The sequence below is a fragment of the Rhodococcus jostii RHA1 genome, from assembly GCF_000014565.1.
Taxonomy (GTDB): Bacteria; Actinomycetota; Actinomycetes; order Mycobacteriales; family Mycobacteriaceae; genus Rhodococcus_F; species Rhodococcus_F jostii_A.
Map to the genome: position 1 here is coordinate 195853 of NC_008271.1, position 24917 is coordinate 220769.

The 24917-nt window shown below is 68.9% G+C and carries 28 protein-coding genes; 10 read left to right on the plus strand and 18 right to left on the minus strand.

Annotated features, from left to right (window positions below; translation table 11 throughout):
- Positions 1 to 75: 75 nt before the first annotated feature.
- The 4 genes from RHA1_RS43690 to RHA1_RS43705 all read right to left on the minus strand — a co-directional run bounded on the left by RHA1_RS43690 (position 76) and on the right by RHA1_RS43705 (position 3207).
- Positions 76 to 1017 carry a recombinase family protein gene (locus tag RHA1_RS43690; protein ID WP_011600467.1) on the minus strand — a complete coding sequence of 314 codons (942 nt, stop codon included), beginning with the start codon at positions 1015 to 1017 and terminating at the stop codon, positions 76 to 78.
- Positions 1018 to 1410: 393 nt separating this feature from the next.
- Complete coding sequence (locus RHA1_RS43695; RefSeq protein WP_041813746.1) at positions 1411 to 1782, minus strand: hypothetical protein; 372 nt, start codon at positions 1780 to 1782, stop codon at positions 1411 to 1413.
- A 142-nt stretch (positions 1783 to 1924) separates the two neighbouring features.
- The gene (locus tag RHA1_RS43700; RefSeq protein WP_237727130.1) at positions 1925 to 2530 is read right to left on the minus strand and encodes a Clp protease N-terminal domain-containing protein; all 606 of its coding nucleotides are present in this window, start codon (positions 2528 to 2530) and stop codon (positions 1925 to 1927) included.
- Positions 2531 to 2628: 98 nt separating this feature from the next.
- A complete protein-coding gene (locus RHA1_RS43705) occupies positions 2629 to 3207 on the minus strand; it encodes a TetR/AcrR family transcriptional regulator (protein WP_050787721.1) in 579 nt (192 codons plus the stop codon).
- A gap of 128 nt (positions 3208 to 3335) precedes the next feature.
- Between RHA1_RS43705 and RHA1_RS43710 the strand changes: the two genes are divergently transcribed.
- From RHA1_RS43710 to RHA1_RS43720, 3 genes are read left to right on the plus strand one after another with little or no spacing between them, the layout of a single operon-like run.
- Positions 3336 to 3995 carry a class I SAM-dependent methyltransferase gene (locus tag RHA1_RS43710; RefSeq protein WP_011600472.1) on the plus strand — a complete coding sequence of 220 codons (660 nt, stop codon included), beginning with the start codon at positions 3336 to 3338 and terminating at the stop codon, positions 3993 to 3995.
- On the plus strand, positions 3989 to 4366 hold the full coding sequence (locus RHA1_RS43715) for a DUF2218 domain-containing protein (RefSeq protein ID WP_011600473.1): 378 nt from the start codon (positions 3989 to 3991) through the stop codon (positions 4364 to 4366). The genes RHA1_RS43710 and RHA1_RS43715 overlap by 7 nt, the downstream gene beginning before the upstream one ends.
- On the plus strand, positions 4363 to 4620 hold the full coding sequence (locus RHA1_RS43720; RefSeq protein WP_011600474.1) for a hypothetical protein: 258 nt from the start codon (positions 4363 to 4365) through the stop codon (positions 4618 to 4620). The genes RHA1_RS43715 and RHA1_RS43720 overlap by 4 nt, the downstream gene beginning before the upstream one ends.
- Before the next feature lie 185 nt (positions 4621 to 4805).
- Here the strand turns inward: RHA1_RS43720 and RHA1_RS43725 are convergent, their stop codons facing one another.
- Entirely contained in the window at positions 4806 to 6383 is a 1578-nt protein-coding gene (locus tag RHA1_RS43725) for a multicopper oxidase family protein (protein WP_050787738.1), read from the minus strand.
- Positions 6384 to 6484: 101 nt separating this feature from the next.
- The gene (locus RHA1_RS43730) at positions 6485 to 6757 is read right to left on the minus strand and encodes an SHOCT domain-containing protein (protein WP_011600476.1); all 273 of its coding nucleotides are present in this window, start codon (positions 6755 to 6757) and stop codon (positions 6485 to 6487) included.
- 132 nt (positions 6758 to 6889) lie between these two features.
- On the opposite strand from RHA1_RS43730, the gene RHA1_RS43735 reads away from it, so the two are divergent.
- Both RHA1_RS43735 and RHA1_RS43740 read left to right on the plus strand, forming a co-directional pair.
- Entirely contained in the window at positions 6890 to 7648 is a 759-nt protein-coding gene (locus RHA1_RS43735; protein ID WP_011600477.1) for a response regulator, read from the plus strand.
- The gene (locus RHA1_RS43740; RefSeq protein WP_011600478.1) at positions 7645 to 8802 is read left to right on the plus strand and encodes a sensor histidine kinase; all 1158 of its coding nucleotides are present in this window, start codon (positions 7645 to 7647) and stop codon (positions 8800 to 8802) included. Before RHA1_RS43735 ends, RHA1_RS43740 begins: the two co-directional genes overlap by 4 nt.
- 336 nt (positions 8803 to 9138) lie before the next feature.
- Here the strand turns inward: RHA1_RS43740 and RHA1_RS43745 are convergent, their stop codons facing one another.
- The 7 genes from RHA1_RS43745 to RHA1_RS50205 form a co-directional block, all read right to left on the minus strand.
- Entirely contained in the window at positions 9139 to 9366 is a 228-nt protein-coding gene (locus RHA1_RS43745; RefSeq protein ID WP_237727131.1) for a heavy-metal-associated domain-containing protein, read from the minus strand.
- Between the two features lie 56 nt (positions 9367 to 9422).
- On the minus strand, positions 9423 to 10163 hold the full coding sequence (locus RHA1_RS43750; protein WP_011600481.1) for a DUF305 domain-containing protein: 741 nt from the start codon (positions 10161 to 10163) through the stop codon (positions 9423 to 9425).
- 287 nt (positions 10164 to 10450) lie between these two features.
- On the minus strand, positions 10451 to 10759 hold the full coding sequence (locus RHA1_RS43755) for a metal-sensitive transcriptional regulator (RefSeq protein ID WP_011600482.1): 309 nt from the start codon (positions 10757 to 10759) through the stop codon (positions 10451 to 10453).
- Between the two features lie 188 nt (positions 10760 to 10947).
- Positions 10948 to 11079, minus strand: a complete 132-nt coding sequence (locus RHA1_RS53140; RefSeq protein WP_011600483.1) for a hypothetical protein — start codon at positions 11077 to 11079, stop codon at positions 10948 to 10950.
- Between the two features lie 42 nt (positions 11080 to 11121).
- The gene (locus RHA1_RS43765) at positions 11122 to 13560 is read right to left on the minus strand and encodes a heavy metal translocating P-type ATPase (RefSeq protein WP_011600484.1); all 2439 of its coding nucleotides are present in this window, start codon (positions 13558 to 13560) and stop codon (positions 11122 to 11124) included.
- Between the two features lie 115 nt (positions 13561 to 13675).
- The gene (locus tag RHA1_RS43770; protein WP_041813750.1) at positions 13676 to 13927 is read right to left on the minus strand and encodes a hypothetical protein; all 252 of its coding nucleotides are present in this window, start codon (positions 13925 to 13927) and stop codon (positions 13676 to 13678) included.
- On the minus strand, positions 13924 to 14169 hold the full coding sequence (locus RHA1_RS50205) for a YgaP family membrane protein (RefSeq protein WP_148228600.1): 246 nt from the start codon (positions 14167 to 14169) through the stop codon (positions 13924 to 13926). Before RHA1_RS50205 ends, RHA1_RS43770 begins: the two co-directional genes overlap by 4 nt.
- A gap of 271 nt (positions 14170 to 14440) precedes the next feature.
- On the opposite strand from RHA1_RS50205, the gene RHA1_RS43780 reads away from it, so the two are divergent.
- Complete coding sequence (locus RHA1_RS43780; protein WP_011600486.1) at positions 14441 to 14725, plus strand: heavy-metal-associated domain-containing protein; 285 nt, start codon at positions 14441 to 14443, stop codon at positions 14723 to 14725.
- A 185-nt stretch (positions 14726 to 14910) separates the two neighbouring features.
- On the plus strand, positions 14911 to 17172 hold the full coding sequence (locus RHA1_RS43785) for a heavy metal translocating P-type ATPase (RefSeq protein ID WP_011600487.1): 2262 nt from the start codon (positions 14911 to 14913) through the stop codon (positions 17170 to 17172).
- A gap of 54 nt (positions 17173 to 17226) precedes the next feature.
- On the opposite strand, the gene RHA1_RS43790 is transcribed toward RHA1_RS43785, so the two are convergent.
- Together RHA1_RS43790 and RHA1_RS43795 are read right to left on the minus strand one after the other, a co-directional pair.
- Positions 17227 to 18771: an ABC transporter permease gene (locus tag RHA1_RS43790; RefSeq protein WP_011600488.1), complete on the minus strand. Its 1545-nt coding sequence runs from the start codon at positions 18769 to 18771 to the stop codon at positions 17227 to 17229.
- Positions 18768 to 19436, minus strand: a complete 669-nt coding sequence (locus RHA1_RS43795) for an ATP-binding cassette domain-containing protein (protein WP_011600489.1) — start codon at positions 19434 to 19436, stop codon at positions 18768 to 18770. The genes RHA1_RS43790 and RHA1_RS43795 overlap by 4 nt, the downstream gene beginning before the upstream one ends.
- Positions 19437 to 19823: 387 nt before the next feature.
- Between RHA1_RS43795 and RHA1_RS43800 the strand changes: the two genes are divergently transcribed.
- Positions 19824 to 20282 (plus strand): SRPBCC family protein, encoded by a 459-nt coding sequence (locus RHA1_RS43800; RefSeq protein WP_011600491.1) that lies wholly within the window; start codon positions 19824 to 19826, stop codon positions 20280 to 20282.
- A 33-nt stretch (positions 20283 to 20315) separates the two neighbouring features.
- Here the strand turns inward: RHA1_RS43800 and RHA1_RS43805 are convergent, their stop codons facing one another.
- Both RHA1_RS43805 and RHA1_RS43810 read right to left on the minus strand, forming a co-directional pair.
- Entirely contained in the window at positions 20316 to 21632 is a 1317-nt protein-coding gene (locus RHA1_RS43805) for an MFS transporter (RefSeq protein WP_011600492.1), read from the minus strand.
- Entirely contained in the window at positions 21629 to 22993 is a 1365-nt protein-coding gene (locus tag RHA1_RS43810; RefSeq protein ID WP_011600493.1) for an MBL fold metallo-hydrolase, read from the minus strand. Before RHA1_RS43810 ends, RHA1_RS43805 begins: the two co-directional genes overlap by 4 nt.
- A 90-nt stretch (positions 22994 to 23083) precedes the next feature.
- Between RHA1_RS43810 and RHA1_RS43815 the strand changes: the two genes are divergently transcribed.
- On the plus strand, positions 23084 to 23746 hold the full coding sequence (locus RHA1_RS43815; protein WP_011600494.1) for an ArsR/SmtB family transcription factor: 663 nt from the start codon (positions 23084 to 23086) through the stop codon (positions 23744 to 23746).
- 34 nt (positions 23747 to 23780) lie between these two features.
- On the opposite strand, the gene RHA1_RS43820 is transcribed toward RHA1_RS43815, so the two are convergent.
- On the minus strand, positions 23781 to 23969 hold the full coding sequence (locus RHA1_RS43820) for a hypothetical protein (RefSeq protein WP_148228601.1): 189 nt from the start codon (positions 23967 to 23969) through the stop codon (positions 23781 to 23783).
- Between the two features lie 567 nt (positions 23970 to 24536).
- Between RHA1_RS43820 and RHA1_RS43825 the strand changes: the two genes are divergently transcribed.
- Complete coding sequence (locus RHA1_RS43825) at positions 24537 to 24902, plus strand: FHA domain-containing protein (protein WP_011600497.1); 366 nt, start codon at positions 24537 to 24539, stop codon at positions 24900 to 24902.
- The last annotated feature ends 15 nt before the right edge of the window (positions 24903 to 24917 follow it).

Sequence of the window (24917 nt, forward strand, 5' to 3'; positions counted from 1 at the left end):
GGGACTTTGTCATCAGCTCCACCAGGCTGGCACCGGCCTCGCCGAGATGCCCCGCGATGCACCCGACGACGGCCGTCAAGAGTGGTCGGGGCAAAGGAGTTTCGGGGTGGTGCGCCATCCGGCGTCGGTGAGCCATCGCTGGACTGACTCGGGAAGGCCGCCATTGTCGGCGGATTCGGCGAGTGCGCCGGCCAGGATGGGGCCGTCACCGCAGACCGAACAAGCGATGTCGAACGCTGGCTGCCCGGGTTCGCAATGGCGGCAATGGCTGCGGCTGATGAGCGTCCCGAGATGGTCCGGGTCCGGGTGGAGCCAGGTGACTGCGAGGTCGGCGCGTTGGTGCGCGGCCTCGGCGCGCGTGGTCGGTTCATGCCCACAGGTGGGACAAGCACGTGGCGCCCTCACCACTGCAGGAGGATCCGCAACATCAGCGGTTGCCGGCTTGTCCGGATGACTCACGGCTCGTTTGTTCAGGTGCCCGTACACGGTGGTGCGCGGGACTTTCAGCATGTCCGCGATCTGAGCGACGGTGTGTTCCCCTGCGTCGTACAGGCGTTGAGCGAGTGCGATCTGGTCGGGGCTGAGCTTCGAGGGACGGCCACCCTTACGGCCACGGGCACGGGCCGCCGCGAGGCCGTCGCGAGTGTTGGCCACGATCAGCTCACGTTGGAACTCGGCCAGCACCGACAACATCCCGAACATGGCGCGGCCCTCGGCGGTGGCGGTGTCGATTCCCTGCTCGAGCACCTTCAGCCCGATGCCCCGTTCGCGCAGGTCGGCGCCGAGCGTGATCAGGTGCAGCATCGACCGTCCGAGTCGGTCCAGCCGGGTGATCACCAGGACGTCGTCCGCGCGCAGCAGCTGCAGCACAAGATCGAGTTGGGGCCGCGAGGCCTTCGCACCACCGGCATGGTCGATGTGGATGTTCTCGGCGGTGACGCCGGCGCGGCGCAGGGCGTCGACCTGATGGTCAGGGTTCTGGTCTGCGCTGGACACCCGTGCGTAGCCGATCAGCATGTGTCGACAATACCCTGCACAGGGTTTTTCGACATAGTTTTTCGACACGGGTTGTCGACGCATCCGACGTACCGAGTCCGCCGGTCAGAGGCGGTGTCGAAAAAGTGTCCTGTCTCATCCAACCCGAGGTATGGCTCACCGATCCGAGGTATTCGGTATGGCGTCTCACCAAACTGAGACACCGAGTCCGCTGACGTGGTGAGATGGCACCGGCAGACCGCTGGCGGCTTGATGTATTGCCTCATGATCGGCGAGTCTTCGCGCGTCTCCAGCCATCTCACGCATATGAGGCATCGCAGCTCAGCGGCCCCTCAGCGTGCTGATCCTGCCTCGTATTCAACGAGACAGGACAAAAGGATCGATTTCCGTCACATGCCTCAGTCCAGGGGGCTGTTACCGCGGCCGGAGGGTTGTCGAGTTTCCGGGCGGGTGGGTAGCGCGGCGGCGTTCTCGAAAGCGTGCCCGGTGCCGCACCATCACGACATCGGATTCGGTGTGGATGCTACTTGGGTGGCGGGCGATCGCGTCTTGGAAGGCGGCACTGCGACGACGGAGGAAGGTGTCATGCACCGTCGCCGTGTCGTCGGCGAGGAGGTACGCCGCGGCACCGTCGCAGTCGAGGAGGAACTTCCCGTACGCCCGTCTCACCGGCGCCTCCTCGTCGAAGATCACCGGCAGTACCACCTCGTCGACCAGGTGGAACGGGAAACGAACGAGCCGGTAGGCGGCCCGTACCAGCGCTCGCGCCACGGCGCCCAGTCCCATGGCCTGATCGTAACGCCGGCACGGGACCATGGTGACGCTGTCACAGGGCCGGGTCCCGACCGGACCGGCCTCACCGCAGTGGGAATGGTGCCGCGAACCCGCAGCGGCGACCGGGCGCTCGGTCTCGCCCGAGGCAAAGGCCCTATTCGGTACTCGCGCCGCCGGCACGGGCCGCGTCGAGGATCCGGTCTCGCATCCACGCGTCGAGGGGCTGGCCCGCCGCGGCGGCCGCGGCGACGCACAGCGCATGTTCGGCGTCGGTCAACCTGAGGTTGGTGACGTGTGTCGGCTCCAACCCCCGCTCTGCGGTGAGCCGGTGCTCGGTGACTTGCCGGAGGATGTGCTGACGCAGTTGGTCGAAGTCCACCGGGAGGACCTCGCCGAGCAACCGTGCGCCGGTGGATTCGCGGTCGGCGATGAGGGCGAGGAGGATCTGTTCGGTGCCGATGCGGTCATGGCCGAGCAGGGAAGTTTCGCGCAGGCTCTGTTCGAGGATCCGTTTGGCGTGCCGGGTGAACGGGATGTGCACGGATCGGGCTGGATCGCCGTGACCGGTGGGGAGTCGGCTGTCGAGGATTGCCGCGGACACGCCGAACGATTCCAGCGATCTCGCCGCTGCCCCTTCACGTTCGCCGATGAGGCCCAGCAGGAGGTGCTCGGTTCCGAGATAGGCGTGGTGGTGGGCCCGGGCCGCCTCGGAGGCCAGGACGACGGAGCGCCGTGCTTGGTCGGTAAACCTCTCGAACACCTTTGCTCCCATCGGTTTTGGCCGCTGCATGCGGTACCTCATCTTCCCGCTACACCAACTGCAGGCTCGGGCGGGGTGGCTTCCCGGCCAACCGGCGGTCAGACGGGCGGGCGCAGACCGGCCAGGGTGACGGTGACGAGTCGCTGGACCGCGGTCTCGGACGGCAGCCTGGTGGCCGCGGCAAGGGCGTGCAGGCAGTAGCCGGCGAGTTCGTCGGGGCTGATGTCGTCGCGGACGTCGCCGGCCTCGGCGGCGTCGGCGATCAGCTCGCGGATCATGTCGTGCAGCTGCTGCTGCGCGCCAGCGACGCGCTCATCGTGGTGCAGGAACGTCACCAGGTCGGTGTCGCCGTGGTTGCGGGTTTGTTGGGAGACGAGCGCATAGGCGTGCAGCACCGCGCCGAGACGACGGCCTGGGCCGGTGGTGTGGTCGCGCACCTGCGCGAGATGCTGCAGGTGAGCGGTGATCTGGCGGGCGTGCCAGGCGCGCAGGATGGCGTCGACGTCCGGGAAGTACTTGTACAGGGTGGCGCGTCCGATCCCGGTCTGTTCGGCGATCTGGCTCATCGTCACCGACCGCAGTCCGTGCTCGAACGCCAGCGCGGCGGTCGTGTCGCAGATCGCGTCACGAACCTGCTGGCGATGCGTCTCGATCGTCTCGTTCCACAGCTTCGGCACGCACCCACTATACGGCGCGACCATGGTCGATACATCGCATCTTGTCCATAGACACTATGTCTCGATAGAGTGAGGTGGTCGCCAATCGAGGGCGACGGCGGAAGTCCCAGCAGTAAGGAGTCGTCGAGATGGTCGACGCGCCGCGCTTCCCGTACCCCGGTTCGCCGCCCGTGCACGGGCCCGACGACCTCTACGTCACCCCGCCGCCGTGGGACATCGGCCGAGCCCAACCGGTGTTCGTGGCCCTCGCGGAGGGCGGTGCGATCAGGGGGCGGGTTCTCGATTGCGGTTGCGGCACCGGGGAGCACGTGCTGTTGGCGGCCGGGCTGGGACTGGACGCCACCGGCGTCGACCTGGCTGCGACCGCGCTGCGAATCGCCGAGCAGAAAGCCCGCGACCGCGGGCTGACCGCACGGTTCCTCCACCACGACGCGCGTCGGCTGGCCGAGCTCGGCGAGAGGTTCGACACCGTGCTCGATTGCGGGCTGTTCCACATCTTCGACCCCGACGACCGCGCCGCCTACGTCGACAGTCTCCGCGACGTCCTGGTCCCGGGTGGGCGCTACCTCATGCTCGGCTTCAGCGACCAGCAGCCCGGCGACTGGGGGCCGCACCGACTCACCCGCGACGAGATCACCACCGCCTTCGACGACGGCTGGACCATCGACTCGCTCGAATCCGCCACCCTCGAGGTCACCCTCGACCCCGCAGGCATGCGTGCGTGGCAGCTCGCCGCCACCCGGACCTGGCCCCACCCAATCGAAAGGGAGTGCAGCGCGCCATGTTGACCGCGGAGACCCAGATCCCCACCGATCTGGCGAGCCGGTACCTCACCCAACTCTGCCGTCACGCCACCGCGGTGGCCACCGCCGGCCACCGGTTCCGCCCCCACGCCGGCGGTGACACACCGATCCGCGACGTGCACCCGAGCGCCGAAGCCTCGGACACCAGCGGCGTCATCCGATTCGGGCCGTGGGGCCGGTGCACACTCGAGGCGGCCGCAACCACGCTCACGGTGCGCGTCGAAGCCGTCGACCAGGAGAAACTGTCACGGATCCAGGACATCATCACCCATGACCTGCACCGGTTCGGCGGCCGTGAACACCCGACGGTGACCTGGCCTGAGCCCGCGGCACCGGGGACGGGGGCCACGACGTGAGGTACTCACCCACCGGACAGGCGGGGGTACGTCGAGGCCACCGCCTGCCCGTCGTGCTCACCATCGTCGTCGCCGTGGCCGTCGCCGTGCATCTCGGGCTCGGCGGATACCTGCTCGCCCACACCCGTTGGACTGCCGCCGTCGCGACCGTCGTCGTCGTGGTTGTGCTCGTGAAACTGCTCGCCATTATCTTCGGCCGCAAGGTAATTCGACGCCGCAGAGCCACCCCGGCGCCGCCGCGACGCACGCCATGAGCACTCGGGCGGCCCCCGAGCGCGGGACCCGCGGCCTCGTCGTCGTCGCGAGCGTCCGGGTTGCGTTCAGACGCCGATCCTCGTCATCCCGTAGCGGAACCGCGCCGACTCCGCCCGAGGCAACACCACGGACCGGCCGGATCCGGGGGCAACCGCTCCCGCGGTCACTACGGACTCGGGTGTTCTCACCGGAGATAGTCAAGGCGGGTCATCATTCCTGATTCTTGGTGGTAGGCGTTGTGGCAGTGCAGCATCCAGTCGCCGGGATTGTCGGCGACGAGGTCCACGGCGACCGTGCGCATCGGGAGAACGATGACGGTGTCCTTGCGGGGGCCCGGGGTGCCGTCGGGTTTCACGATCTGGAAGGTGTGCCCGTGCAGGTGCATCGGATGCCACATCATGGTCATGTTGGTGAAGGTCAGGCGGGCGCGCTGGCCTTCCCGGATCGTCAACGGCTCGGTCTGCTCGTACGGGCGGCCGTTGATGGTCCAGTCGTAGCTCATCATGCCCCCACCGAGAACCGCTGCCAGGTTAACCTCCGGCTGACTCTGGGGCAGCAGGACGGTGTCGGCGCCGACGAAGGCGTCCGCCGTCCCCACCCGGCCAGCCAACTCACGGGGCGTGAATCCCGAATTCGGCGGCGATCCGGGCCCGGTGCGCAGCACAGCTCGGGCGTGCGCGTTCTTTCCGTCGGCCGCCGCCACAAGGGGAAAGACGCCGTCCCCGACAGTGACGATGACGTCGTAGCGTTCACCCATGCCGAGCAACAGAGCGTCGACCTCGACCGGTCTCACCGGAAAGCCGTCGGTGTGGGTGACGGTCATGGTGTGCCCGGCCAGTGCGATGCGGAAGGCGGTGTCGGCTCCGGCGTTGATGATCCGGATCCGCACGCGCTGACCGGGTGTGGCCGTGAACGTCGACGGCGCGGACGGGAGCCGCCCGTTGATCAGGTAGTACGGGTAGGTGATATCGCCGGTGTCGCCGCCCAGGAGGCTGCTGGTGCCCACCCCGTTCGACGTCGCACTCGAGGTGGGGACGCCGGATTGATCCGAGCCGCCGCCCATACCTCCCATCCCTGGCATGTTCCCCATGCCGCCTGGTCCGCCCATCGGGCCCATCCCGCTCGATTGCAGATTCGAGAAGATCTGCTGGGGGCTCGGGCCGATTCCGTGAGTCCAGTCGTCGAGGACGACGATCCATTCGGCGTCGTAGTCGCCGGGTTCGCGGGGGTCGTCGACGATGACGGGCAGGTAGAGCCCGTAGTCGGTGTCGAGGCCGACGTGCGGGTGCGCCCAGTAGGTGCCCGCATGCGGCACCGAGAATCGGTAGGTGAAGCTCTGGCCAGGTCCGATGTCGGGGCTGGCGGGGCTGGCCCCGTCCATGTCGTTGCGCAGCGCAATGCCGTGCCAGTGCACGGAGGTCTCGTGGTCGAGGCCGTTGGTGAGGGCGACAGCTATCTCGTCGCCGACGTTGGCCCGGATCGTCGGCCCGGGGACGGTGTTGCCGTAGGCGAGGGTGCGCACGTGTATCCCGCCGAGGTCGATGTCGGCCGCCTGCGGGGTCAGGGCGGCGTCGACGGTGCGGCCGGTGTGAGGGCGGGCAGCTTCGACGGCGGCGATGGTGTTCCCGTCGACCGGATGGGGGCCGGGGGGCGATGAGCCGCGGGTGCAGGCGGCGAGGGCGAGGCCACCCAGGCCTGCGGCGGCCGCGGTGAGGAAGGCGCGCCGATTCAGGCCGGATCCGTTGTCAGGCACGGGGGTCACGGGATTCTCGCGCACTGCGCGGCCGGTGTGCTTGCACACCAGATGTGCCTCGGACCCCGGACACACCTGAGCGAACGACGCTGACGGGCGGTCCCACCTGGTTATCGGTCATGCCCGGTGCGTAGTTGATCTCTGCGGATGCGGTACTCCTCGGCGTCGATCTCCCCTCGGGCGAAGCGTTCGTCGAGGATCGTGTCCGCGCTCGGCCTGCGGGTGTCGGTGTCGTAGGGAGGATTGCGGTCCGTGCGGAGGGTGCGGAACAGTGCCATGACCCCGACGACGACCAACCCCCAGAACGCGACCATCAGCCCGGCCATCAGCACCCAGCCGCCCCAGCCCATCCCGTAGCCCATTCCGTTGTTCCGCCACATCATCGCCGTTCACCTTTCGTTGCACTCCATCGTGGAGTCCGGATGCGGTGAATCGATGAGGGTTCTGTGTAGTTTCGCTGAAGATGAGGCCGGTTCGGGGCGAGCTGCACGGGTTCGGGGAGGGCACCGGCGACGATGGAGATCATGGACAACACGCCGCCCCTGTCGCCCGACGCCGCGGGATATCGGGCCTTAGTGGTCGACGACGAGCGCCCGCTGGCCGCGGTCGTCGCCAGTTACCTCGAACGGGAGCACTTCGAGGTCGCCGTCGCCTACAACGGGGTCGATGCGCTCGCCCTCGCCCGGGAGATCGACCCCGACGTGGTGGTCCTCGACCTCGGGCTGCCGGGCATGGACGGAATCGAGGTGTGCCGGCAGCTGCGGACGTTCTCCGATGCCTATGTGGTGATGCTGACCGCCCGCAGCGCGGAAGTGGACACCATCATCGGGCTGTCGGTCGGCGCCGACGATTACGTCACCAAACCGTTCAGTCCACGGGAGCTGGTGGCCCGCATCCGCGCCATGTTGCGAAGGCCCCGGAAGGCACCGGTGTACGAGACACCGTCACCCGATAGGGGTGGAGAGGAGGCGCCACGGGTCTTCGGGGCACTGAGCATCGACGTGGCGGGCCGGGAGGTGTGCCTCGGCGAGCAGCCGGTGATGTTGACCCGCACCGAGTTCGATGTGCTGGCGGTCTTGTCGTCCCGGCCGGGGATGGCATTTAGTCGGCGCCAGTTGATCGAGGCCGTGTGGGGAGAATCCTGGGTCGGGAATGAGCACCTCGTGGACGTGCATGTCGGGCACCTGCGCCGCAAGCTCGGCGACGACCCCGCCGCGCCCCGGTACGTCACCACCGTCCGCGGCATCGGGTACCGGATGGGGACCGGGCAATGACCTCGCATCGGGACCGGCCCCGCACCCTCGGCGCAGATCCGCGGCGCAGCCGTGGCCCCGGCCTCGGCGTGCGGTTGCTGCTGGCGCAATCGCTGGTGCTGGTTGCGGGCGCCGCCACCTGCTGGGTGGTCGCGGTGTTTGCCGGCCCCCCGCTGTTCCGCGAGCACCTGCACCGCGCCGGGGTACCGGCCTCGTCCGACGAGCAGTTCCACGCCGAGCAGGCGTACCGCTCCGCCACAGCCATTTCCCTGGCGGTGGCCCTCGGGGTGGCCTCCCTGGCCGCGTTGGTGGTGACCTGGTATTTCAGTCGGCGCCTGCAACGGTCGGTGACCGAGGTGTCCTCCGCGGCGACCGCGGTGGCCGACGGGCGCTACGACATCCGGGTCACGTCACCGCACCTGGGTGAGGATTTCGACGCACTCGCCGAGGCGTTCAATCGGATGGCCGCCGGGCTCGAATCGGTCGAGACCACCCGCCGCCAACTGCTCGGTGACCTCGCCCACGAGATCCGCACCCCGGTGTCGGTGCTCGAGGCGTACATGGAGGCACTCGAGGATGGGGTCGAGACCTTGGATGCCGACACGATCACGATGTTGCGCGATCAGACCCGCAGGCTGGTCCGTTTCTCGGATGATGTCCGCAGCCTCTCCCACGCGGAAGAGAGCCGGACCTCGATCGAGCCTACCTGGGTGGATCCCGCAGCACTGCTCTCGACCACCTTGATCGCCGCGGCCGACCGCTACGCAGCGAAGCAGGTGGCACTGACCTCGAATGTTGCTGCGCACCTTCCCCGCCTGTGGGCCGACCCGGAGCGGCTCGGGCAGGTGCTGGGTAACCTGCTCGACAATGCCTTGCGCCACACCCCCGGCGGCGGCCGGGTGGAGGTGACCGCCGGCCAGCGACAGGAGCTGCTGGTGATCGAGGTGACCGACACCGGCGACGGGATCGCCGCCGAGCACCTCCCGCACCTGTTCGAACGGTTCTATCGAGTCGACGCGGCACGCGACCGCGAACACGGCGGCGCCGGGATCGGGCTGGCGATCGCCAAGGCCCTCGTCGAGGCGCACGGCGGCCATATCACCGCCCGCAGCGACGGCCCCGGAACCGGCAGTACCTTCACCATCACCCTTCCGCTGCGACCGGATCAGCGATGAGGACGGACTCTGTGACGGCGATCGCCCGGCACCGGCTCGCGCCCGTTCGCAGCGTGCCGAGCGGACGGAGCGCGGACACCGTCTACGGTGGTCACGAGCACCGGCTGCGCCGGACTCTCATCGCGCTCACCCCCGTCGGCGAGCGGCCGATGTTCCCATTCGCGGCGAGTCCACCGTGTACATCATGGGCGGTCGGGGCAGGTTGCGGTGGCGGGCGATCTGGTCGCGATCACCGCGGCGCGTACTCCCCGGGTCGAGGCGCCGAGCCGAGTCTGTCCTCGTCCTCACCGTCGCGAAACCTTCCCGATGCCCCGGGCAGGGCGCGCTGAGGGTGGCTCAGGTGGGTGGTTCGGCCAGGGAGTATCCGGCCTCGTCGACGGCGTCACGTACCTCGTCGAGTGACAAGGGTCGGCTGCTGGTGACCCTCACCCGGGAATCGCCGCCGGGAACCAGGTCGATGTCGACGCTCGTCACGGCATCGAGGTGGCCGAGTTCCTCGGTGACCGCCTGCCCGCAATGCGCGCAGGTCATGCCGCTCACCTGGTAGCTGGCGGTGGTGCTCACCGTGTTCTCCTCGGGCGCGGTCAGCGGCGGGTGGTCGACTCCACGAGGCCGGGGTGTCACAGCGAGGCCAGGATGTTCTGCATCGTGGTGATCTCCTGCTGTTGGGTGTCGGCGATGGTGCGTGCCATCGCGACGGCGTCGGGATACTGACCGGAGTCGATCTCGGTCTGCGCCATAGCGATCGCGCCCTGGTGGTGGGCGATCATCTGCGTGAGAAAGAGCCGGCTGGCGTCCACCCCCTGAGCGTTCTGCAGTGCGGTCATGTCCTCGGCGGACATCATTCCGCTCATCCCGGCGCCGGGCACCGGAGCTTGCGAGGACTGCATCGGCATGGCGTGGCCCGGCATCTCCATCCCGGGTGTGGACATCGGCATGTTCTCACCGGTGGGGTTCATCCCGGGCACGGACATGGGCATGCTCTGGCCCGGAGTCATCATCCCGGACGTGGCCATCGGCATGCCGGACTGTCCCCAGTCGGTCAGCCAGCCCTGCAGCTGTTCGATCTCCGGGCCTTGGGCTGCCTTGATCTGGGTCGCCAGATCGGTCACCCGGGGGTCGATACCGTCCTTGGCGAGCACGACATCGCTCATCTCGATCGCCTGCGCGTGATGGGGAATCATCTGCTGCGCGAACGTCACGTCCGCCTGGTTGTGGGTATCGGCGGGGGCGGTGCTGGCGGTGACGCTTGCCGAGGTACTGCTCTGCGCTGACTGATCGGTGCTGGAGTTGCTGCAGGCGGTCAACGCGACCAGGGCGGCGACCGCGGCGGCGCCGATGGCAAGGTTCGTGGTCTTCATGGCAGGGAAATTCCTTTCTCACTTCTGGACACAACTGCTGCTCATCCCGGACACGGGGAGGTTGGTCAGTGCTTGTGCAAGCTCCGCGTACCGAGCTTCGCGGGAAGCCGCAGGTACCGCATGAGCAGGACGGAGAGGTCCGGCGCACCGGTGACGGCTCGGGGCCACACGTCGGTTTGCCGCGGAACGGGTAGCGCAGAGCCCGTGTGACGAGCGCCCTTTCGCATCGCGGGCGCGGTGGATGCGGCCGGTGGAGCGCCGTCGGAGGTCGGGACCGGTCGTGGCCGTCAGGACCGGACGAGACGGGCGATGGCGTTGGAGGCTTCGGCGATCTTGGCCTCGGCTTGGTCGCGGTCGCCGGTCGCGGCGGCATCGACCACACAGTGGCTGATGTGATCTTCGAGCAGCCCCAGTGCCACCGCCTGCAGGGCCTTGGTCATCGCCGAGACCTGGGTGAGGATGTCGATGCAGTACTTCTCCTCCTCGACCATCCGTTGAAGCCCACGGGCTTGGCCTTCGATGCGCCGCAGACGCATGAGGTAGGCGTCCTTGGACTGGATGTAGCCGTGGCCGGCCTCGGGGGTCTCGGTGCTCATTGCCGACTCCTCTCATCGGGCCGCTTCCACCCCCAACATACCCATGATGGGTATCAGCGGGAGGTGGCGGCGGGAGATGTCCGATCGCAGGCACCGACGGGGTGGTCGCCGAGGAGTTCCGTAGGGGTTCTTCGACGCCGGTTCACGGGCCCGCCCGCCCGTGTCGGCCGCGGCCGGGTCCGCGGCCGTCACCGGTAGCGGTGGCGGGAGTCGTCGGTGATCAGGCGGTAGAGGACATACAGCGAGAACCATGTGATGAGCACGCTCACCAGGACCAGCAGTGTCTCGTAGAAGATGACCACGATCTCCTCCTCGGGCATGAGGGTGGACAGTGAATTCGGTTGGCGCCGCGGGCTCTTCGCTCATCGGGGACCGGTGGGGGTGGGTTCGGGTGCCGGCAGGGGCGCCGTGAGCTGCGGTTCGGGCGGTGCGGGCAACGCGAGCCGTTTGAGCATCAGGGCGTTGACCGCCACGATGACGCTCGACCCGGACATCGACAGGGCTGCGATTTCCGGGCGCAGGACCAGTCCCAAGGAGGGTTCGAAGACGCCGGCGGCGATCGGCAATGCGATGACGTTGTAGCCGACGGCCCATCCGAGGTTTTGCCGCATCTTGCGTAGCGTGCCGCGCCCGATCCGCAGGGCTATGGGCACGTCGAGCGGGTCCGAGCGCATCAGCACCAGGTCGGCGGTCTCGATCGCGACGTCGGTGCCGGCGCCGATCGCGATGCCCAGGTCGGCCTGGGCCAGGGCGGGGGCGTCGTTGACGCCGTCGCCGACCATCGCGACCGTCTTGCCCGCGCGCTGCAGTTCGGCGATCTTGGCGGCCTTGTCGCCGGGGAGGACTTCGGCGATGACGGTGTCGATGCCCAGTTGCCCGGCGATGCGTGCGGCGGTGGCCTCGTTGTCGCCGCTGAGCATGACCACCTCGGCGCCGAGGTCGTGGAGGGCGGACACGGCGGCGGCGGAGGTGTCGCGGGCGGCGTCGGCCAGGGCGATCACCCCGACTCCGTGGCCGTCGACGGCCACGAGCACCGCGGTCCGCCCGGTCGCGGCCAGCTCGTCCCGCCGGTCCATCAGGGCACCGAAGTCGACCTGTTCGGCGGCCATGAGCTTGCGGTTGCCGACCGCGACGCGGCGGCCGTACACCTGGGCGGTGGCCCCGTGTCCGGGCACGTTCTCGAACCCGGTCAGCGGCAACTGCGGGATGCCGCGGTCGGTGGCGTAGCGGACGATCGCACCGGCCAGCGGGTGCTCGGATTCGCGTTCGACCGTCGCGACGAGCGCGAGGAACTCGTCCTCGATGATGCCGTCGGTGATCAGGTCGGTGACCTCGGGTTCGCCCTTGGTCAGGGTGCCGGTCTTGTCCATCACCACGGTGTCGATCCGCGCCGACGTCTCGAGTGCGGTGGCGTTTTTGAACAACACCCCGCGTTGGGCGCCGAGGCCGGTGCCGACCATGATCGCGGTCGGGGTGGCCAAACCCAGGGCGTCGGGGCAGGTGATGACCACGACGGTGATCGCGAACAGCAGCGCCGTCTGCACGCTCTCCCCGACCAGCACCCACACCAGGAAGGTGCCGATGCCGCCGATCAGTGCGACCAGCACCAGCCAGAACGCGGCCCGGTCGGCCAGGCGTTGCCCGGGGGCCTTGGAGTTCTGGGCCTGCTGCACCAGGGCGACGATCTGAGCGAGCACGGTGTCGGAGCCCACCTTGGTGGCCCGCACCCGCAGGGTGCCGGTGGTGTTGATGGATGCACCGATCACTTCGGAGCCGGGTGTTTTGGTCACGGGCAGGCTTTCCCCGGTGACCATGGACTCGTCGACCTCGGAGTGGCCGTCCTCGACGGTGCCGTCGACCGGGATCTTCGCGCCCGGCCGAATGAGCAGCAGATCCCCGGCGGTGACCTCGGCGGTGGGGACCTCAACCGGCTGCCCGCCGCGCAGCACCACCGCCCGCGGCGGAGCGAGCTCGAGCAGGGTGCGGATCGCGTCGTTCGCGCCGCCGCGGGCCCGCATCTCGAACCAGTGCCCGAGCAGCACGAAGGTGGTCAGCATCGTGGCGGCCTCGTAGAACACATCCCCGCCGCCGGTGAGGGTCACCCCGACGCTGTAGAGCCAGCCGGCACCGACCGCGACGGCGACGAGCACCATCATGTCCAGGGTGCGCGCCCGCAGCGCCCGGTAGGCGCCGTCGAAGAAGATCCACGCCGAGTAGAACACCACCGGCAGGCTCAGCATCAGGGTGAACACGTCGTCGCGCAGCCCGAACGGTGCCGGCACCATGAACCCGAACATGTCCCGGCCCATCGGGGACCACAACATGATCGGGACCGACAACACCAGCGCCACCAGGAAACGGTTCCGCATGTCGCGGACCATGGCGTCCATCGACATCCCGGCATGACCGCCGCCGTGGCCCATCATCTCCTGCGGTGACCGCCCCGCAGGCGCCTCGTGCCCGGCGGGCATCTGGTGACCGGTCGGCCCGGCGGCTGCCGCAGCTTCCGGGGCGGGGTGAGCGTGTTCTGCCTCGCCGCGCACGGCGGCCGGTTCGGACATCGGGTCGCAGACGTGCTCGGGCACCGAGCGTCCGGCGCAGTGATAGCCGCAGTCGCGCACCCACTTCGACAGTTCGACCACCGACGTGAGGCCGGGATCGTAGGTGACGGTGGCGGTCTGGTTGACGGCATTCGCCTCCACGGAGGTGACACCCGGTCGGCGGCGCAGGGTGGCCTCGACGGTCGCCGTCGAACTCGCCCAGTGCACCCCACTGACCTCGAGCACGGTGGTTCTGTTCATTCGCGCTGGCACCTCTTCGTTGTGGCGGCGCCGAGTCCGACGCTCCGTTCGGTATGACGCCTTCTTCCGGTCCGGGTGCGGCCCGGGCACCCATTGCCGTCATCTACGGCGGGAGTCAATGCCGTTGTCCCCCCATCGAAAACATCATCACCGCCATCATCCCGAGGCACGCCAGCGCGAACACCAGGCTCCCGATTCCCACCGTTCCGCTGGCGATCAGCGCGACGGCGACAATCAGCATCGGAATGCAGCAGGCGATCATCATCCACCGGTGACGACTGCGACCACCGGCTCCCTGTGGTTCCTCACCAGCCCCACGGTCTCCGTCGTCGCCGACGTACGGCGCCCGCCCATCCTCGTTCGTCATGATGTTCCGCCCTTCAACGAGGCCGGTACATGACCCAGCCTCTGGTACAGCGGGCAATGACCGGTCGACCCGGTCACCACCAGATCCAGTCCGGCGGCGATGAGCAACACGGCCAACACCACGGACCAGAGCGAGGCTCCGCCCGCGATGACCAGGAGACCGCCGACCGTACCGACAACGCCGATCACGATCCGGGCGATCCGCTCGGCAGGGGTGACGTTGACACTCACCCTCCGCGTCATCGCTACTCCCTCGCTTTCCGCCGCAACCGGTTTCACCGTTCTCGCCGCCACCTGCCGATCATGTCCGAGAGTGCCCCCACCGGGTATGCCTTGGTTAGTGATTTGATGAAGATTCGATGAAGAAGCCACCCGCGGAAGCCGGGCGTGACCCACTTCAGCCTGCTGACCTCGCTTTTTCGCAGCCGACCCGACAATCGTCTTTACCACTACCCCCTATGGGTATATGTTCGGTTCAGGCTCACCGGAGCGTGGGCGAGAAAGGTGGAGATCGATGACTGTCACCACGTACAAGGTCGAGGGAATGACGTGCGGGCACTGCGTGTCGGCGGTGCGGGCCGCGGTGGGCTCGGTCCCCGGGGTGACCGGGGTGGAGGTGGATCTGGCGGCGGGAACGGCGACCATCGCCGGCGTGCCGATCGACGGCGCTGTCGCACAGGCCATCTCCGACGCCGGGTACGACGTCGTGGCGGCGGGGCGCAACACGGAGTCGCATGACACGGTGGTCGGTACCGCCCTGCCCCTGGTCGGCGATGCCGGCGGGTGCTGCTGCAGCTGAGCCCGCAATCGGCCCGGCATGCATCCGGGCCGGTGGGCCGAGGGGTCGACCGCGCGGTGGGTACCGCGTCCAGCGCAGTGCGGCGGGGCGCGTCGGCGATATCCGGGGAGTGCCGGATACCGCCTGGTTCAGGCTACCCCCTAGGGGTATTATGAGAGAGATGCGAGTGGCAAGAGGATGAGCACATGACGACCCACCTGACCGAGTCCGGTGATCGAGAACATGATCTCGAGTTGTCGATCGGGGGAATGACGTGCGCGTCGTGTGCGGCGCGGATCGAGAAGAAGCTCAACCGGATGGACGGCGTCACCGCCACCGTCAATTACGCCACCGAGAAGGCCAAGGTCACCTTCGCCGACCGGGTGGCCCCCGACGATCTTGTGGCGACGGTCGAGGCGACCGGATACACCGCAACCCTCCCCGTTTCCCCCGCGGACGCCGCCGGGGCGACGACCGGCGCCCCCGCAGAACCGGACGAGGCCGCCGAGTGGCGGCAGCGGCTGATCGTCTCGACGGTGCTGACCATGCCGGTCGTGCTGTTGTCGATGATCCCGGCGCTCCAATTCGACAACTGGCAGTGGCTGACCCTGACCCTCGCCTCCCCCGTGGTGGTGTGGGGCGCTCTGCCGTTCCACCGCGCCGCCTGGGCGAACCTGCGGCACGGCGCCGCCACGATGGACACCCTCATCTCCGTCGGCGTCACCGCCGCCTACCTGTGGTCGCTGTGGGCGCTGTTCTTCACCCACGCCGGCATGACCGGCATGCGGATGAACTTCGACCTGCTCACCACCGGCAGCACCGAACCGCACATCTACCTCGAGGTCGCCTCCGCGGTGACCACCTTCATCCTCGCCGGCCGCTACTTCGAGGCCCGCGCGAAACGGCAGTCCGGGGCGGCGTTGCGCGCCCTGCTCGACATGGGCGCCAAGGACGTCGCCGTGCTCCGCGGGGGATCCGAGATCCGCGTCCCGATCGGCCAACTCGCCGTCCGTGACCAGTTCGTGGTCAGGCCCGGGGAGAAGATCGCCACCGACGGGATCGTCACCGCGGGCACCTCCGCGGTCGACGCGTCGATGCTCACCGGCGAACCGGTCCCCGTCGAGGTCGGGCCCGGCGACAGCGTCGTCGGTGCCACCGTCAACGCCGGTGGCCGAATCGTCGTCCGCGCCAGCCGTGTCGGCGCCGACACCCAACTGGCGCAGATGGCGCGGCTGGTGACCGAGGCGCAGAACGGGAAGGCGCAGGTCCAGCGCCTCGCCGACCGGATCTCGGCGGTGTTCGTGCCCATCGTCATCGGGCTGGCGCTGCTGACCCTCGCGGTATGGCTGCTGACCGGGAACACGGTGACGGCGGCGTTCACCGCCGCGGTCGCGGTGCTGATCATTGCGTGCCCGTGCGCGCTGGGGTTGGCGACGCCGACCGCGCTGCTCGTCGGCACCGGCCGCGGCGCCCAGCTCGGCATCTTGATCAAGGGCCCGCAGATCCTCGAATCGACCCGCCGCGTCGACACCATCGTCCTGGACAAGACCGGCACCATCACCACCGGCCGGATGGCCGTCGCCTCGGTGCACGCCACCGACGGGGTATCCGACACCGAAGTGCTGCGTCTGGCGGGCGCTCTCGAACACGCCTCCGAACACCCCATCGCCCATGCGGTCGCCGCCCGCGCCGCCGAGGCAGGCCCGTTGCCAGCGGTCGAGGGCTTCGAAAACCACGGCGGCCGTGGGGTGTCCGGTGTCGTCGAGGGTCACGCCGTGCTCGCCGGCCGGTACAGCTGGCTGTGGGAGCAGTGGGCGCTGACCGCCCCCGACACGCTGCAGCTCGTCGTCGACGACGCCGAAACCCAGGGACGCACCCCGGTGTGGATTGCGTGGGACGGGGCGATCCGCGCGGTGATCGTGGTCTCCGACACCGTCAAGGACACCTCCGCGGCGGCGATCGGCGAACTACGCGAGCTCGGCCTCTCACCCGTGCTGCTCACCGGGGACAATCACCGCGCCGCGCAGAGCGTCGCGAACCAGGTCGGGATCGAGGAGGTGATCTCCGAGGTCCTGCCCTCCGGCAAGGTCGACGTGATCAAGAACCTGCAGGACCAGGGGCGGGTGGTGGCGATGGTCGGCGACGGCGTCAACGACGCGGCCGCCCTCGCCCAGGCCGACCTGGGCCTGGCGATGGGCACCGGCACCGACGTCGCGATCGAGGCCTCGGACCTGACGCTGGTGCGCGGTGACCTGCGGGCCGCCCCGGACGCGATCCGTCTGGCACGGGCCACCCTGCGCACGATCAAGGGCAACCTGTTCTGGGCGTTCGCCTACAACGTGGCGGCCCTGCCGCTGGCGGCGCTGGGCCTGCTCAACCCGCTGATCGCCGGGGCCGCAATGGCCTTCAGCTCGGTATTCGTGGTGAGCAACAGCCTGCGACTGCGCCGGTTCACCCCCCACCAGTAACAGCACCCTCCACCCCGCTGCCCGAGGGCAGCGGGGTGGAGGGTTCGCCGCCGATCACATCCCCAACCGGGGACGCACCGGGGTGGCGGGGGCTCGGTGGAACAACCACCCGGCCAGCGCACTGAGCGCGAGCACCCATGCCAGCGCTCCCAGCAGCGGGCCGACCGCATCGAACCGTGCGGTCAGCCCGCCGTCGAGCAACACCCGCATCGCCCCATATCCCGGTAGGCCGTGTGCCCAGGTCGCCGGTTCGGGCCGCAGCATCGGACTCTGGCCGATCCCGATATCGAGAAACGGCACCAGAAACGCGATGAACACCCCACCCACGCGCCCGAAGATCGGCCCCAGGCAGAAACCGAGCAGCCCGTAGGTCACGGCCATCAGCAGGTTCCCGCCGCCGTAGACACCCCACTGCCGGGCATCGAACACCGTCGCGGTGATCATCAGCGACGAGACGGTGACCAGACCCGCGGCGATCCCGATCATCGACACACGGACAGCGAGCAGGAGGGGGAAGGGGAAGCCGGCCAGGGTCAGTCGTCGATCGCCCGCGCGCGCGTCGAGCCCGACGAACAGCCCCGCCAACGCCGCCAGCGAGGAGATCGCGATCGGGGTCATCGTCCCGGCATGCACATCCGGCAACCAGAACACCTGCATCACCGTGCGACCGCCCTCGACCAGGGAGAACACTCCGGACTCGCTCGCGGTCATCGCCTTGGCCAGCACGATGAACACGATCGGTACCACCACCAGCAGCACCCACAGCACCGGGTTGCGGCGGTAGTCGCGCAACCCCATCCGCAGTCCGGCCGAAAACTGGGCCGGGCCGGACGCGGCGGGGGATCGCCGACGCGAGCCCCGGGACACCCCGACTGTGGTGGTGATGACGGCGGTGCTGATGATCAGCGCCGAGAACATCCACACCAGCGCCCAGCCCAAGTCCCCGATCCGGCCCCCGTGCCGGGACGGGATATCCACCATCCACAACGTCACGAAATGCGTCGGGAACCACCGGGTTTCGATGCGGTCGGGGGATCCGACGGCGGGTCCGAAGAACACGTCCAGAATCCAGACGAACAAGATGAGGACGGTGCCGTTGACCGGGTTGCGGATCAGTGCCCCGACCAGTGCGCCGATCGCCAGATAGATCACCGCGAACATCAGGGTTCCGGCGATCGCCCGGCCGGGGTCGTCGATGCCGGTGCGCGCGGCCAGGGCGAGCAGGGCTGTCGCGGCGACCAGCACTCCCAGGACCAGTCCGGTCCCGAGCCGGGCCGCGACCAGCCGCGCCGGTGGGAGTCCCGCCGACACCAGCCGCCGATCGGCCGCACGGGCGGCGCTGATCTGGAAGAACATGGCGATACCGGCGAGGAATCCCGCCGCCCAGCCGGCGGTCGCGGTTTCCACCGCGGGCCCACCCGCGCCGCCGAGCAGCTTCGCCGCATCGGCCATCGACCCGGCCGCAACGATCACGAACACCACCGGGACCAACACCAGCACCAGCATGTTGACCGGATTGCGGGCGTAGTCGACCAGGAATCGGTGGACGAGTAGCGCCACCTCGCCCGGCGCCCCCGGCAGGTGATCCTCGCTTCTCATCTCGCCGCCGCCCTCCCGTTGCGCAGGTCGACGATGCGGTCGAATCGGTGCTCGTCGGTGACGAAGTGGCTGATGATCAGCACCGAGCGGCCGGTTTCCCGGCGTTGTGCCACCAGTTCCCAGAACCGCAGGTAGGTGTCCCAGTCGAATCCGGAGTACGGCTCGTCGAGCAGTAGCACCTCCGGGTCGGCGAGCATCGCCAACCCCAGGTTGAGTTTCGCGAGGGTGCCGCCGGACAGCCGGTCGGCGCGGGTGTCCGCGTAGCGCTCGAAGCCGAGCGCCGCATACAGTCCCCGGCGGGACCGCCGCTGCTCGTTCGGGGTCATTCGGTAGGCGTAACCGAACAGCTCGAAGTGTTCGTCGCAGGTCAACCTTTCGTAGACCACCGGCTGCTGCGGACAGTAGCCCAGCCGCCCCGACCGGGCCACGGTGCCGGCGTCCGGCCGGTACTCGCCGACGAGGATCTTCATCAACGTCGACTTCCCCGACCCGTTCTCCCCGGTCAGCCCGACCACCTCACCCGGCTGCAGCACGAGATCCACGCCCCGCAGCACTCGGGAATCGCGGCGGGCCGGCCACCATCCCTGCCGGAAGCTCTTCTCGATTCCCTCGGCGGTCAGCACCGCGTTCACCGGCGCCGACTCCGCGGACCCCGACCTGTTCATCTCACTCCTCGGAACACTTGCGGGTGGTCATCGGGACCTCAGCGCCACTGCGTCCGGCGCGTGCACACCGGCGACGGCCGGCACCGGAAAGCGGCGGTGGGGCTGTCGAATCGCCGCGACGTCGAGGTCGATGTGCCACCCCTTCCCCTGCACGACACCAACCCGACTGAGCGCCGGCCTGATCGGTTCACTCTCCGCCGATTCCTCAACTCAATACCGTGCCGGCGCCCGGGCGCACTCGACCGGCCCTCTTCTTCAACGAATCTTCACAAAAGCCTCACCGATTTGCGGGGGTACGCCGCCGACACTCGGCAACGAACCGACGCATAAACGGGTCAGCCGCCACCAGGGATCGAGCTGTGCCGCCACCGAGAAGGAGCAGTCCTGATGGCGCCGATCACGACCAGCATCGACGTCGACCGCCCACCGGGGCAGGTGTTCGCCTACGGCACCGACCCGACCCGCTTCGCCCAGTGGCAGAAGGGTGTCGTCAGCGGCCACATGGATGGCGACGCGGCCCCGCGGGTCGGCGAGAAATGCCTCACCACCCGTCGTATCGGGTTCGCCGAGCGCCCGGTCACGTCCGAACTGACGCATATCGATCCGCCCAGTACCTGGGGTGTGCACGGCGTCGACGGGCCGATCCGTGCGGTCGTGGAGGTGACCGTCGACCCGCTCGACGCCGGGCAGCGTTCCCGGGTGACGATCGCGGTGGACTTCGAGGGGCATGGGATCGGGAAGGTGCTCGTGCCCTTGGCGGTGCGACCGCAGGCCCGCAAGGAGATGCCGGGCAATCTGGCCACGCTCAAGCAGCGTCTGGAAGCGTCACCGGCACAGCCGAACTAGGCGCCGCACATTCGTCGCCACCCGGGATCGAGCTCATCCTTTCGGGGCCCGCTCTTTGTTCGTGCGGAGGGGTGTGGGGTGGGTTTCGTACATGCGGACCGCGACGGCCAGGGCGGCGGCGGCGCTGACCGCGGCGGCGCCCCACACCGCGGCGTGCAGTCCCATCAGGTCGGCGACGATGCCGCCGCAGATCGCGCCGACGGCGTAGCCGCTGTCGCGCCAGACCCGGTAGATCCCCACGGCGCGCCCGCGCCAGGCCGGGTGGGCGACGTCCCCGATCACGGCGAGCAGGGTGGGGTAGACCATGGCGGTCCCGGCCCCGAGCAACACCGTCCCGGCCGCCCACCCGGTGAAGCCGTGGGAGGCGGCGATCAGCGCCAACGCGGCGGCCTGCAGGCTCATTCCGGTGGTGATCAGATGCTTGCGGCCGATCCGGTCCGACAGGGCGCCGGTGACCAATTGTCCGGCGCCCCAGACGCCGGGATAGAGGGCGAAGAGCACACCGATCTGCCCGGCGCCGAGGTCGGCGGTGGCGAACAGCAGCGGGAACAGACCCCAGGAGAGCCCGAAGTTGAGGTTGTTGACCAGCCCGGCCTGACTCGCCGAGGACAGGGCGGGCTCGGTGAAACTCGTTTGGATCGCGATCTGCCGGTCGGTCAGGTCAGCGTGCAGATGATCGTGCGCACCGTCCGCACGCGGGGTGTGCTGGGCCGCTTCCAGGCGCGCGTAGTCGCGGGTCTCGCGAATGAACACCCCGGACAGCAACAGGGCGAGTGCGGTGTAGGCGATGCCGAGCAGGAACGGGGCGGGCCGGAGCCCGTAGTGGTCGGCGAGGTAGCCGGCCATCAGGGAGCTGACCGCGACGGCGCCGTAGCCGGCGGCCTCGTTCAGTCCCATCGCCAGGCCGCGGCGGGCGGGGCCGACCAGGTCGATCTTCATCACCACGGTGGTCGACCAGGTCAGGCCCTGGTTGATGCCCAACAGCACGTTGGCGGCCACGACCCACCACCAGTTGGGGGCGGCGATGAGCATCAGTGGGACGGGGATGGCGAACAGCCAGCCCACCAGCAGCACCGGTTTGCGGCCGAAGCGATCGGAGAAGGTTCCGGCGACGTAGTTGGCGGCGGCCTTGGTGATTCCGAACGCGGCCACGTAGGTGAAGATGAACGTGTAGCCGGTCAGCCCGAATTCGTTCTCGGCGAGCAGCGGGAGCACCGTTTGTTGCTGGCCGACCATGCCGCCGACGAGGGCGTTGACCGCGACGAGCAGGCTGAACTGGGCGAGGTTGGGGCCCAAGCCGAGTCGGATCGGCCGGGGCGTGGTGGTGCTCATGGGCTGGTCTTCGCTCATGCGCCGGTCTCGAGGGTGCGCCCGGTGGCGGCGGCCCAGTCGTCGGGGCCGCCGGCGAGCACCGTCAGCTGTCGGTGGCCGGCGCGTTCGAGGAGGCTGGCGGCGCCCATCGCGCGTTCGCCGTGCCCGCACATCACCACGGTCGGCTCGCGGGGCAGGTCGTCGACCCGGCCGGCGAGGGCGCCGAGTTCGATGTGGACGGCGCCGGGCAGGTGCCCGGCCAGGTATTCGGGGCGTTGCCGGATGTCGAGTACCCGAATGTTGGTGCCGACCGCGTCGGGTCCGGTCAGCGCCGTGGCGGTTACCTCGCGGTCGGCGGCTCTCCAGGCGGCGATGCCGCCGCCGAGTTCGCCGATCAGGTTGTCGTACCCGATCTTCATTGCTTGCCAGACGATTTCGCCCGGGTCCTGGTCCTCATCGCGGACGATGATCAGCGGCCGGTCGGTCGGGGCGAGCCAGCCGAGCCAGCTGGCGAACACCGGCCGCAGCGGGATCGAGAGCGCACCGGGGATGTGGGCGGCCGCGAACCGGGTCAGCGGGCGCACGTCGATGAGGGCGGCGCCCTCGGCCAATTGGGCGCGGACGGTGTCGACGGTCAGGGCCGGCAGTACCGGATCCCGGTCGAGGAGCGGTGGGCCGAGTCGGTTGATTTCCCCGAGCCGGCGGAAGTACGGCGGGTAGCTGCCCAGCGAGCCGAGCAGTTGGTGCACGAACGCGTCCTCATCAGGTGCCCGCAGCAGCGGGTTGGTGGCGCGTTCGCGGGCGATGATGCTGGTGCGGTCGGTGCCGGGCGGGGCCGAGCAGAACGAGCCCGCCCCGTGTGTGGGCCAGACCGCGACCTCGCCGGGTAGTGCGGCGAGCCGGCGTAGGGAGGCGTACTGGGCGCGGGTGAGGGCCTCGGTGCGCTCCGGGGAGATCAGGTCGGTGCGGGCGGCCGAACCCACGATCAACGATCCGCCGGTGAACACCCCGACCTCGGTGTCGCCGTCGAGGAGCAAGAAGCACAGGTGTTCGTGGGTGTGCCCGGGCGTCGTCAACGCCCGCAGCCGCAGCCCACCGAGGTCCACCTCGTCGCCGTCGCGCAGCCCGGTGTGCGGGAACTCCCGGTCCCCGGCGGCCGACGCCAACACCGTAGCTCCGCTCTTCGAGCCGAGTTGGTGGGCGCCGGAGAGGAAGTCGGCGTGCAGGTGGGTGTCGGCGGCGAACGCGACGGTCAACCCGCGGCGGGCGGCCGCCGCGTGCACCGCCCGCAGGTCCCGGCTGACGTCGACCACCAACGCCCGCCCGTCCCCCAGATCCACCAGGTACGCGGAGTTGCCGAGCCCCTCGTCGACGAGCGGCACCAGATCGATCCCGGCCATGGCCTTCTCCCTGCCTCGGCTCCGTGGGCGTTCCCGGACGGAACACCCGATCCATGTTCTACACTATTCCAAAGATGATTGGAGAATGCTATGGGTGATCGGCTCGCGAAGACGGAACTGTTCGATCAGTTCGCCCGGGTCGGCAAGGCCCTGGGCAGCGGCAAGCGGCTCGAACTGCTCGATCTGCTCGCTCAGGGCGAACGCACCGTCGACGCCCTTGCCCGCGCCGCCGGGCTGGGGCTGACGACCGCGTCCGCGCATCTGCAGACTCTCAAGCAGGCCAACCTGGTCGCCACCCGCCGCGAGGGCACCAAGGTGTTCTACCGGCTCGCCGGCGCCGATGTGGCGCAGCTGTTCGCGCTGGTCCGCACGGTCGCCAACGACCACCTGCCCGACGTCGAGGCCGCCGCCGCCGCCTATCTCGGGCCGGCCGACACCGAACAGGTCAGCAAGGACCAGCTGCTCGAGCGGGCCCGGTCCGGGACGGTGACGGTGCTCGACGTGCGCCCCCGCGAGGAATACCGGGCCGGGCACATCCCCGGGGCGGTGTCGATTCCGTTGGACGAGTTGGCCGATCACCTCGCCGACCTACCCGAAGATCAGGAGATCGTCGCCTACTGCCGCGGCGCCTACTGCGTGCTCGCCCACGACGCGGTCCGACTGCTGACCGACCACGGCCGCCGCGCGGCGCGGCTGACCGAGGGCATGCTCGAGTGGCGGCTGGCGGCCCTGCCGGTCGACACCCCGGCCTGACCACGATCCAGCCGGGCCTGGCGCCTGCGGGGTGTCAGACGCCCGGGGTGCCCAGCGCGGCGAGCGTGCCCAGCGACGTCAGCGCCTCGAGCGTTTCGGCGGCGTTCGGGGTCTTCTCCGGATCGGCGATCCACTGCCGCATCTCGCCGCAATGATCGCGAAGGCGGGATCCGTCCACGGTGGCGGGCCCGCCGTGGATCATGATCGCAATGCCTGTTTCCACGGCCACTTCCTGGGGTCTGCCGCCTCGACGAGGGGCGCCGCGGCATCCGCGATGCAGCCATCGCGTTGGGTGCTGACGGCGCACCCGTCAGTTTGTTGGTTCAGATCAGTGCTGATGACTACGAGGTGCTCGATGTCAGGTACCGCGGGGGAAGCACTTCGAAGTGCGCCGGGAGTCCGGTAGAGCCGTCGAAACCTTCTCGGGGAGCCTCAAAGCCGAACGCCCCCTCGCACGAGTGATCGGGCAGCCCGGCCTCGTCGAAGGTGTCACGGTGAATCGGATATGGCAAGTTCGATAGCCCAGATCGTCCTGCTCGGGCACGAATAGGATCGACACCGACCGACCTCCTGATCTGGCCCTGCTGAACGCGCCACCGAACCGTCACCCATCCGAACGTCGCCACCACCGTCACCTCGCGGCGCAACCCCAGTACCTGACCGATCCGACCCGAACCGCAGTGAACGAATCGCGGGGGAAGCTGCGGGAATCTCTGAGCGCCTACCACGGTTGGTACCTATATACCCATGGGGGTATATCAGAACATCGATTTCGAGCGAGGTGTCGATAATGAAGGTAACCGACGCGCGGCCGCTTCTGCGCCCTCCAAACGACGGGATCGGCGATGCCCCGCAGATATTCGTGATTCGAGGACCGAGTCAGGCGAAGGGTGCATCCCTCGCCGTCGACCGTGACATCACTGTGCTCGGCAGCCATCCGGAGTCGGAAATCGTGCTCGGACACGGAACCGTCTCTCGTCGACATGCCGAAATCCGCAGGGAGGGTGGAAAGTTCATCCTCTGCGATGCCGGCTCCCTCAACGGAACGTATCTGAACCGGCAGCCCGTCGATTGCGCCGGACTGGTGGACGGCGACGAGGTTCAGATCGGAGTCTTCCGCATGCTCTTTCGGCTACCCGCCGCATCGACGAACTGACGGCCGACCCCAACG

Excerpts from the sequence above, each read along its gene's own strand:
- RHA1_RS43690 (WP_011600467.1), bottom strand. The coding sequence starts at position 1,017 with ATGCTGATCGGCTACGCACGGGTGTCCAGCGCAGACCAGAACCCTGAC.
- RHA1_RS43695 (WP_041813746.1), bottom strand. The coding sequence starts at position 1,782 with ATGGGACTGGGCGCCGTGGCGCGAGCGCTGGTACGGGCCGCCTACCGG.
- RHA1_RS43710 (WP_011600472.1), top strand. The coding sequence starts at position 3,336 with ATGGTCGACGCGCCGCGCTTCCCGTACCCCGGTTCGCCGCCCGTGCAC.
- RHA1_RS43715 (WP_011600473.1), top strand. The coding sequence starts at position 3,989 with ATGTTGACCGCGGAGACCCAGATCCCCACCGATCTGGCGAGCCGGTAC.
- RHA1_RS43730 (WP_011600476.1), bottom strand. The coding sequence starts at position 6,757 with ATGATGTGGCGGAACAACGGAATGGGCTACGGGATGGGCTGGGGCGGC.
- RHA1_RS43735 (WP_011600477.1), top strand. The coding sequence starts at position 6,890 with ATGGAGATCATGGACAACACGCCGCCCCTGTCGCCCGACGCCGCGGGA.
- RHA1_RS43740 (WP_011600478.1), top strand. The coding sequence starts at position 7,645 with ATGACCTCGCATCGGGACCGGCCCCGCACCCTCGGCGCAGATCCGCGG.
- RHA1_RS43750 (WP_011600481.1), bottom strand. The coding sequence starts at position 10,163 with ATGAAGACCACGAACCTTGCCATCGGCGCCGCCGCGGTCGCCGCCCTG.
- RHA1_RS43755 (WP_011600482.1), bottom strand. The coding sequence starts at position 10,759 with ATGAGCACCGAGACCCCCGAGGCCGGCCACGGCTACATCCAGTCCAAG.
- RHA1_RS53140 (WP_011600483.1), bottom strand. The coding sequence starts at position 11,079 with ATGCCCGAGGAGGAGATCGTGGTCATCTTCTACGAGACACTGCTGGTC.
- RHA1_RS43765 (WP_011600484.1), bottom strand. The coding sequence starts at position 13,560 with ATGAACAGAACCACCGTGCTCGAGGTCAGTGGGGTGCACTGGGCGAGT.
- RHA1_RS43770 (WP_041813750.1), bottom strand. The coding sequence starts at position 13,927 with ATGACGAACGAGGATGGGCGGGCGCCGTACGTCGGCGACGACGGAGAC.
- RHA1_RS50205 (WP_148228600.1), bottom strand. The coding sequence starts at position 14,169 with ATGACGCGGAGGGTGAGTGTCAACGTCACCCCTGCCGAGCGGATCGCC.
- RHA1_RS43780 (WP_011600486.1), top strand. The coding sequence starts at position 14,441 with ATGACTGTCACCACGTACAAGGTCGAGGGAATGACGTGCGGGCACTGC.
- RHA1_RS43785 (WP_011600487.1), top strand. The coding sequence starts at position 14,911 with ATGACGACCCACCTGACCGAGTCCGGTGATCGAGAACATGATCTCGAG.
- RHA1_RS43790 (WP_011600488.1), bottom strand. The coding sequence starts at position 18,771 with ATGAGAAGCGAGGATCACCTGCCGGGGGCGCCGGGCGAGGTGGCGCTA.
- RHA1_RS43795 (WP_011600489.1), bottom strand. The coding sequence starts at position 19,436 with ATGAACAGGTCGGGGTCCGCGGAGTCGGCGCCGGTGAACGCGGTGCTG.
- RHA1_RS43800 (WP_011600491.1), top strand. The coding sequence starts at position 19,824 with ATGGCGCCGATCACGACCAGCATCGACGTCGACCGCCCACCGGGGCAG.
- RHA1_RS43805 (WP_011600492.1), bottom strand. The coding sequence starts at position 21,632 with ATGAGCGAAGACCAGCCCATGAGCACCACCACGCCCCGGCCGATCCGA.
- RHA1_RS43810 (WP_011600493.1), bottom strand. The coding sequence starts at position 22,993 with ATGGCCGGGATCGATCTGGTGCCGCTCGTCGACGAGGGGCTCGGCAAC.
- RHA1_RS43815 (WP_011600494.1), top strand. The coding sequence starts at position 23,084 with ATGGGTGATCGGCTCGCGAAGACGGAACTGTTCGATCAGTTCGCCCGG.
- RHA1_RS43825 (WP_011600497.1), top strand. The coding sequence starts at position 24,537 with ATGAAGGTAACCGACGCGCGGCCGCTTCTGCGCCCTCCAAACGACGGG.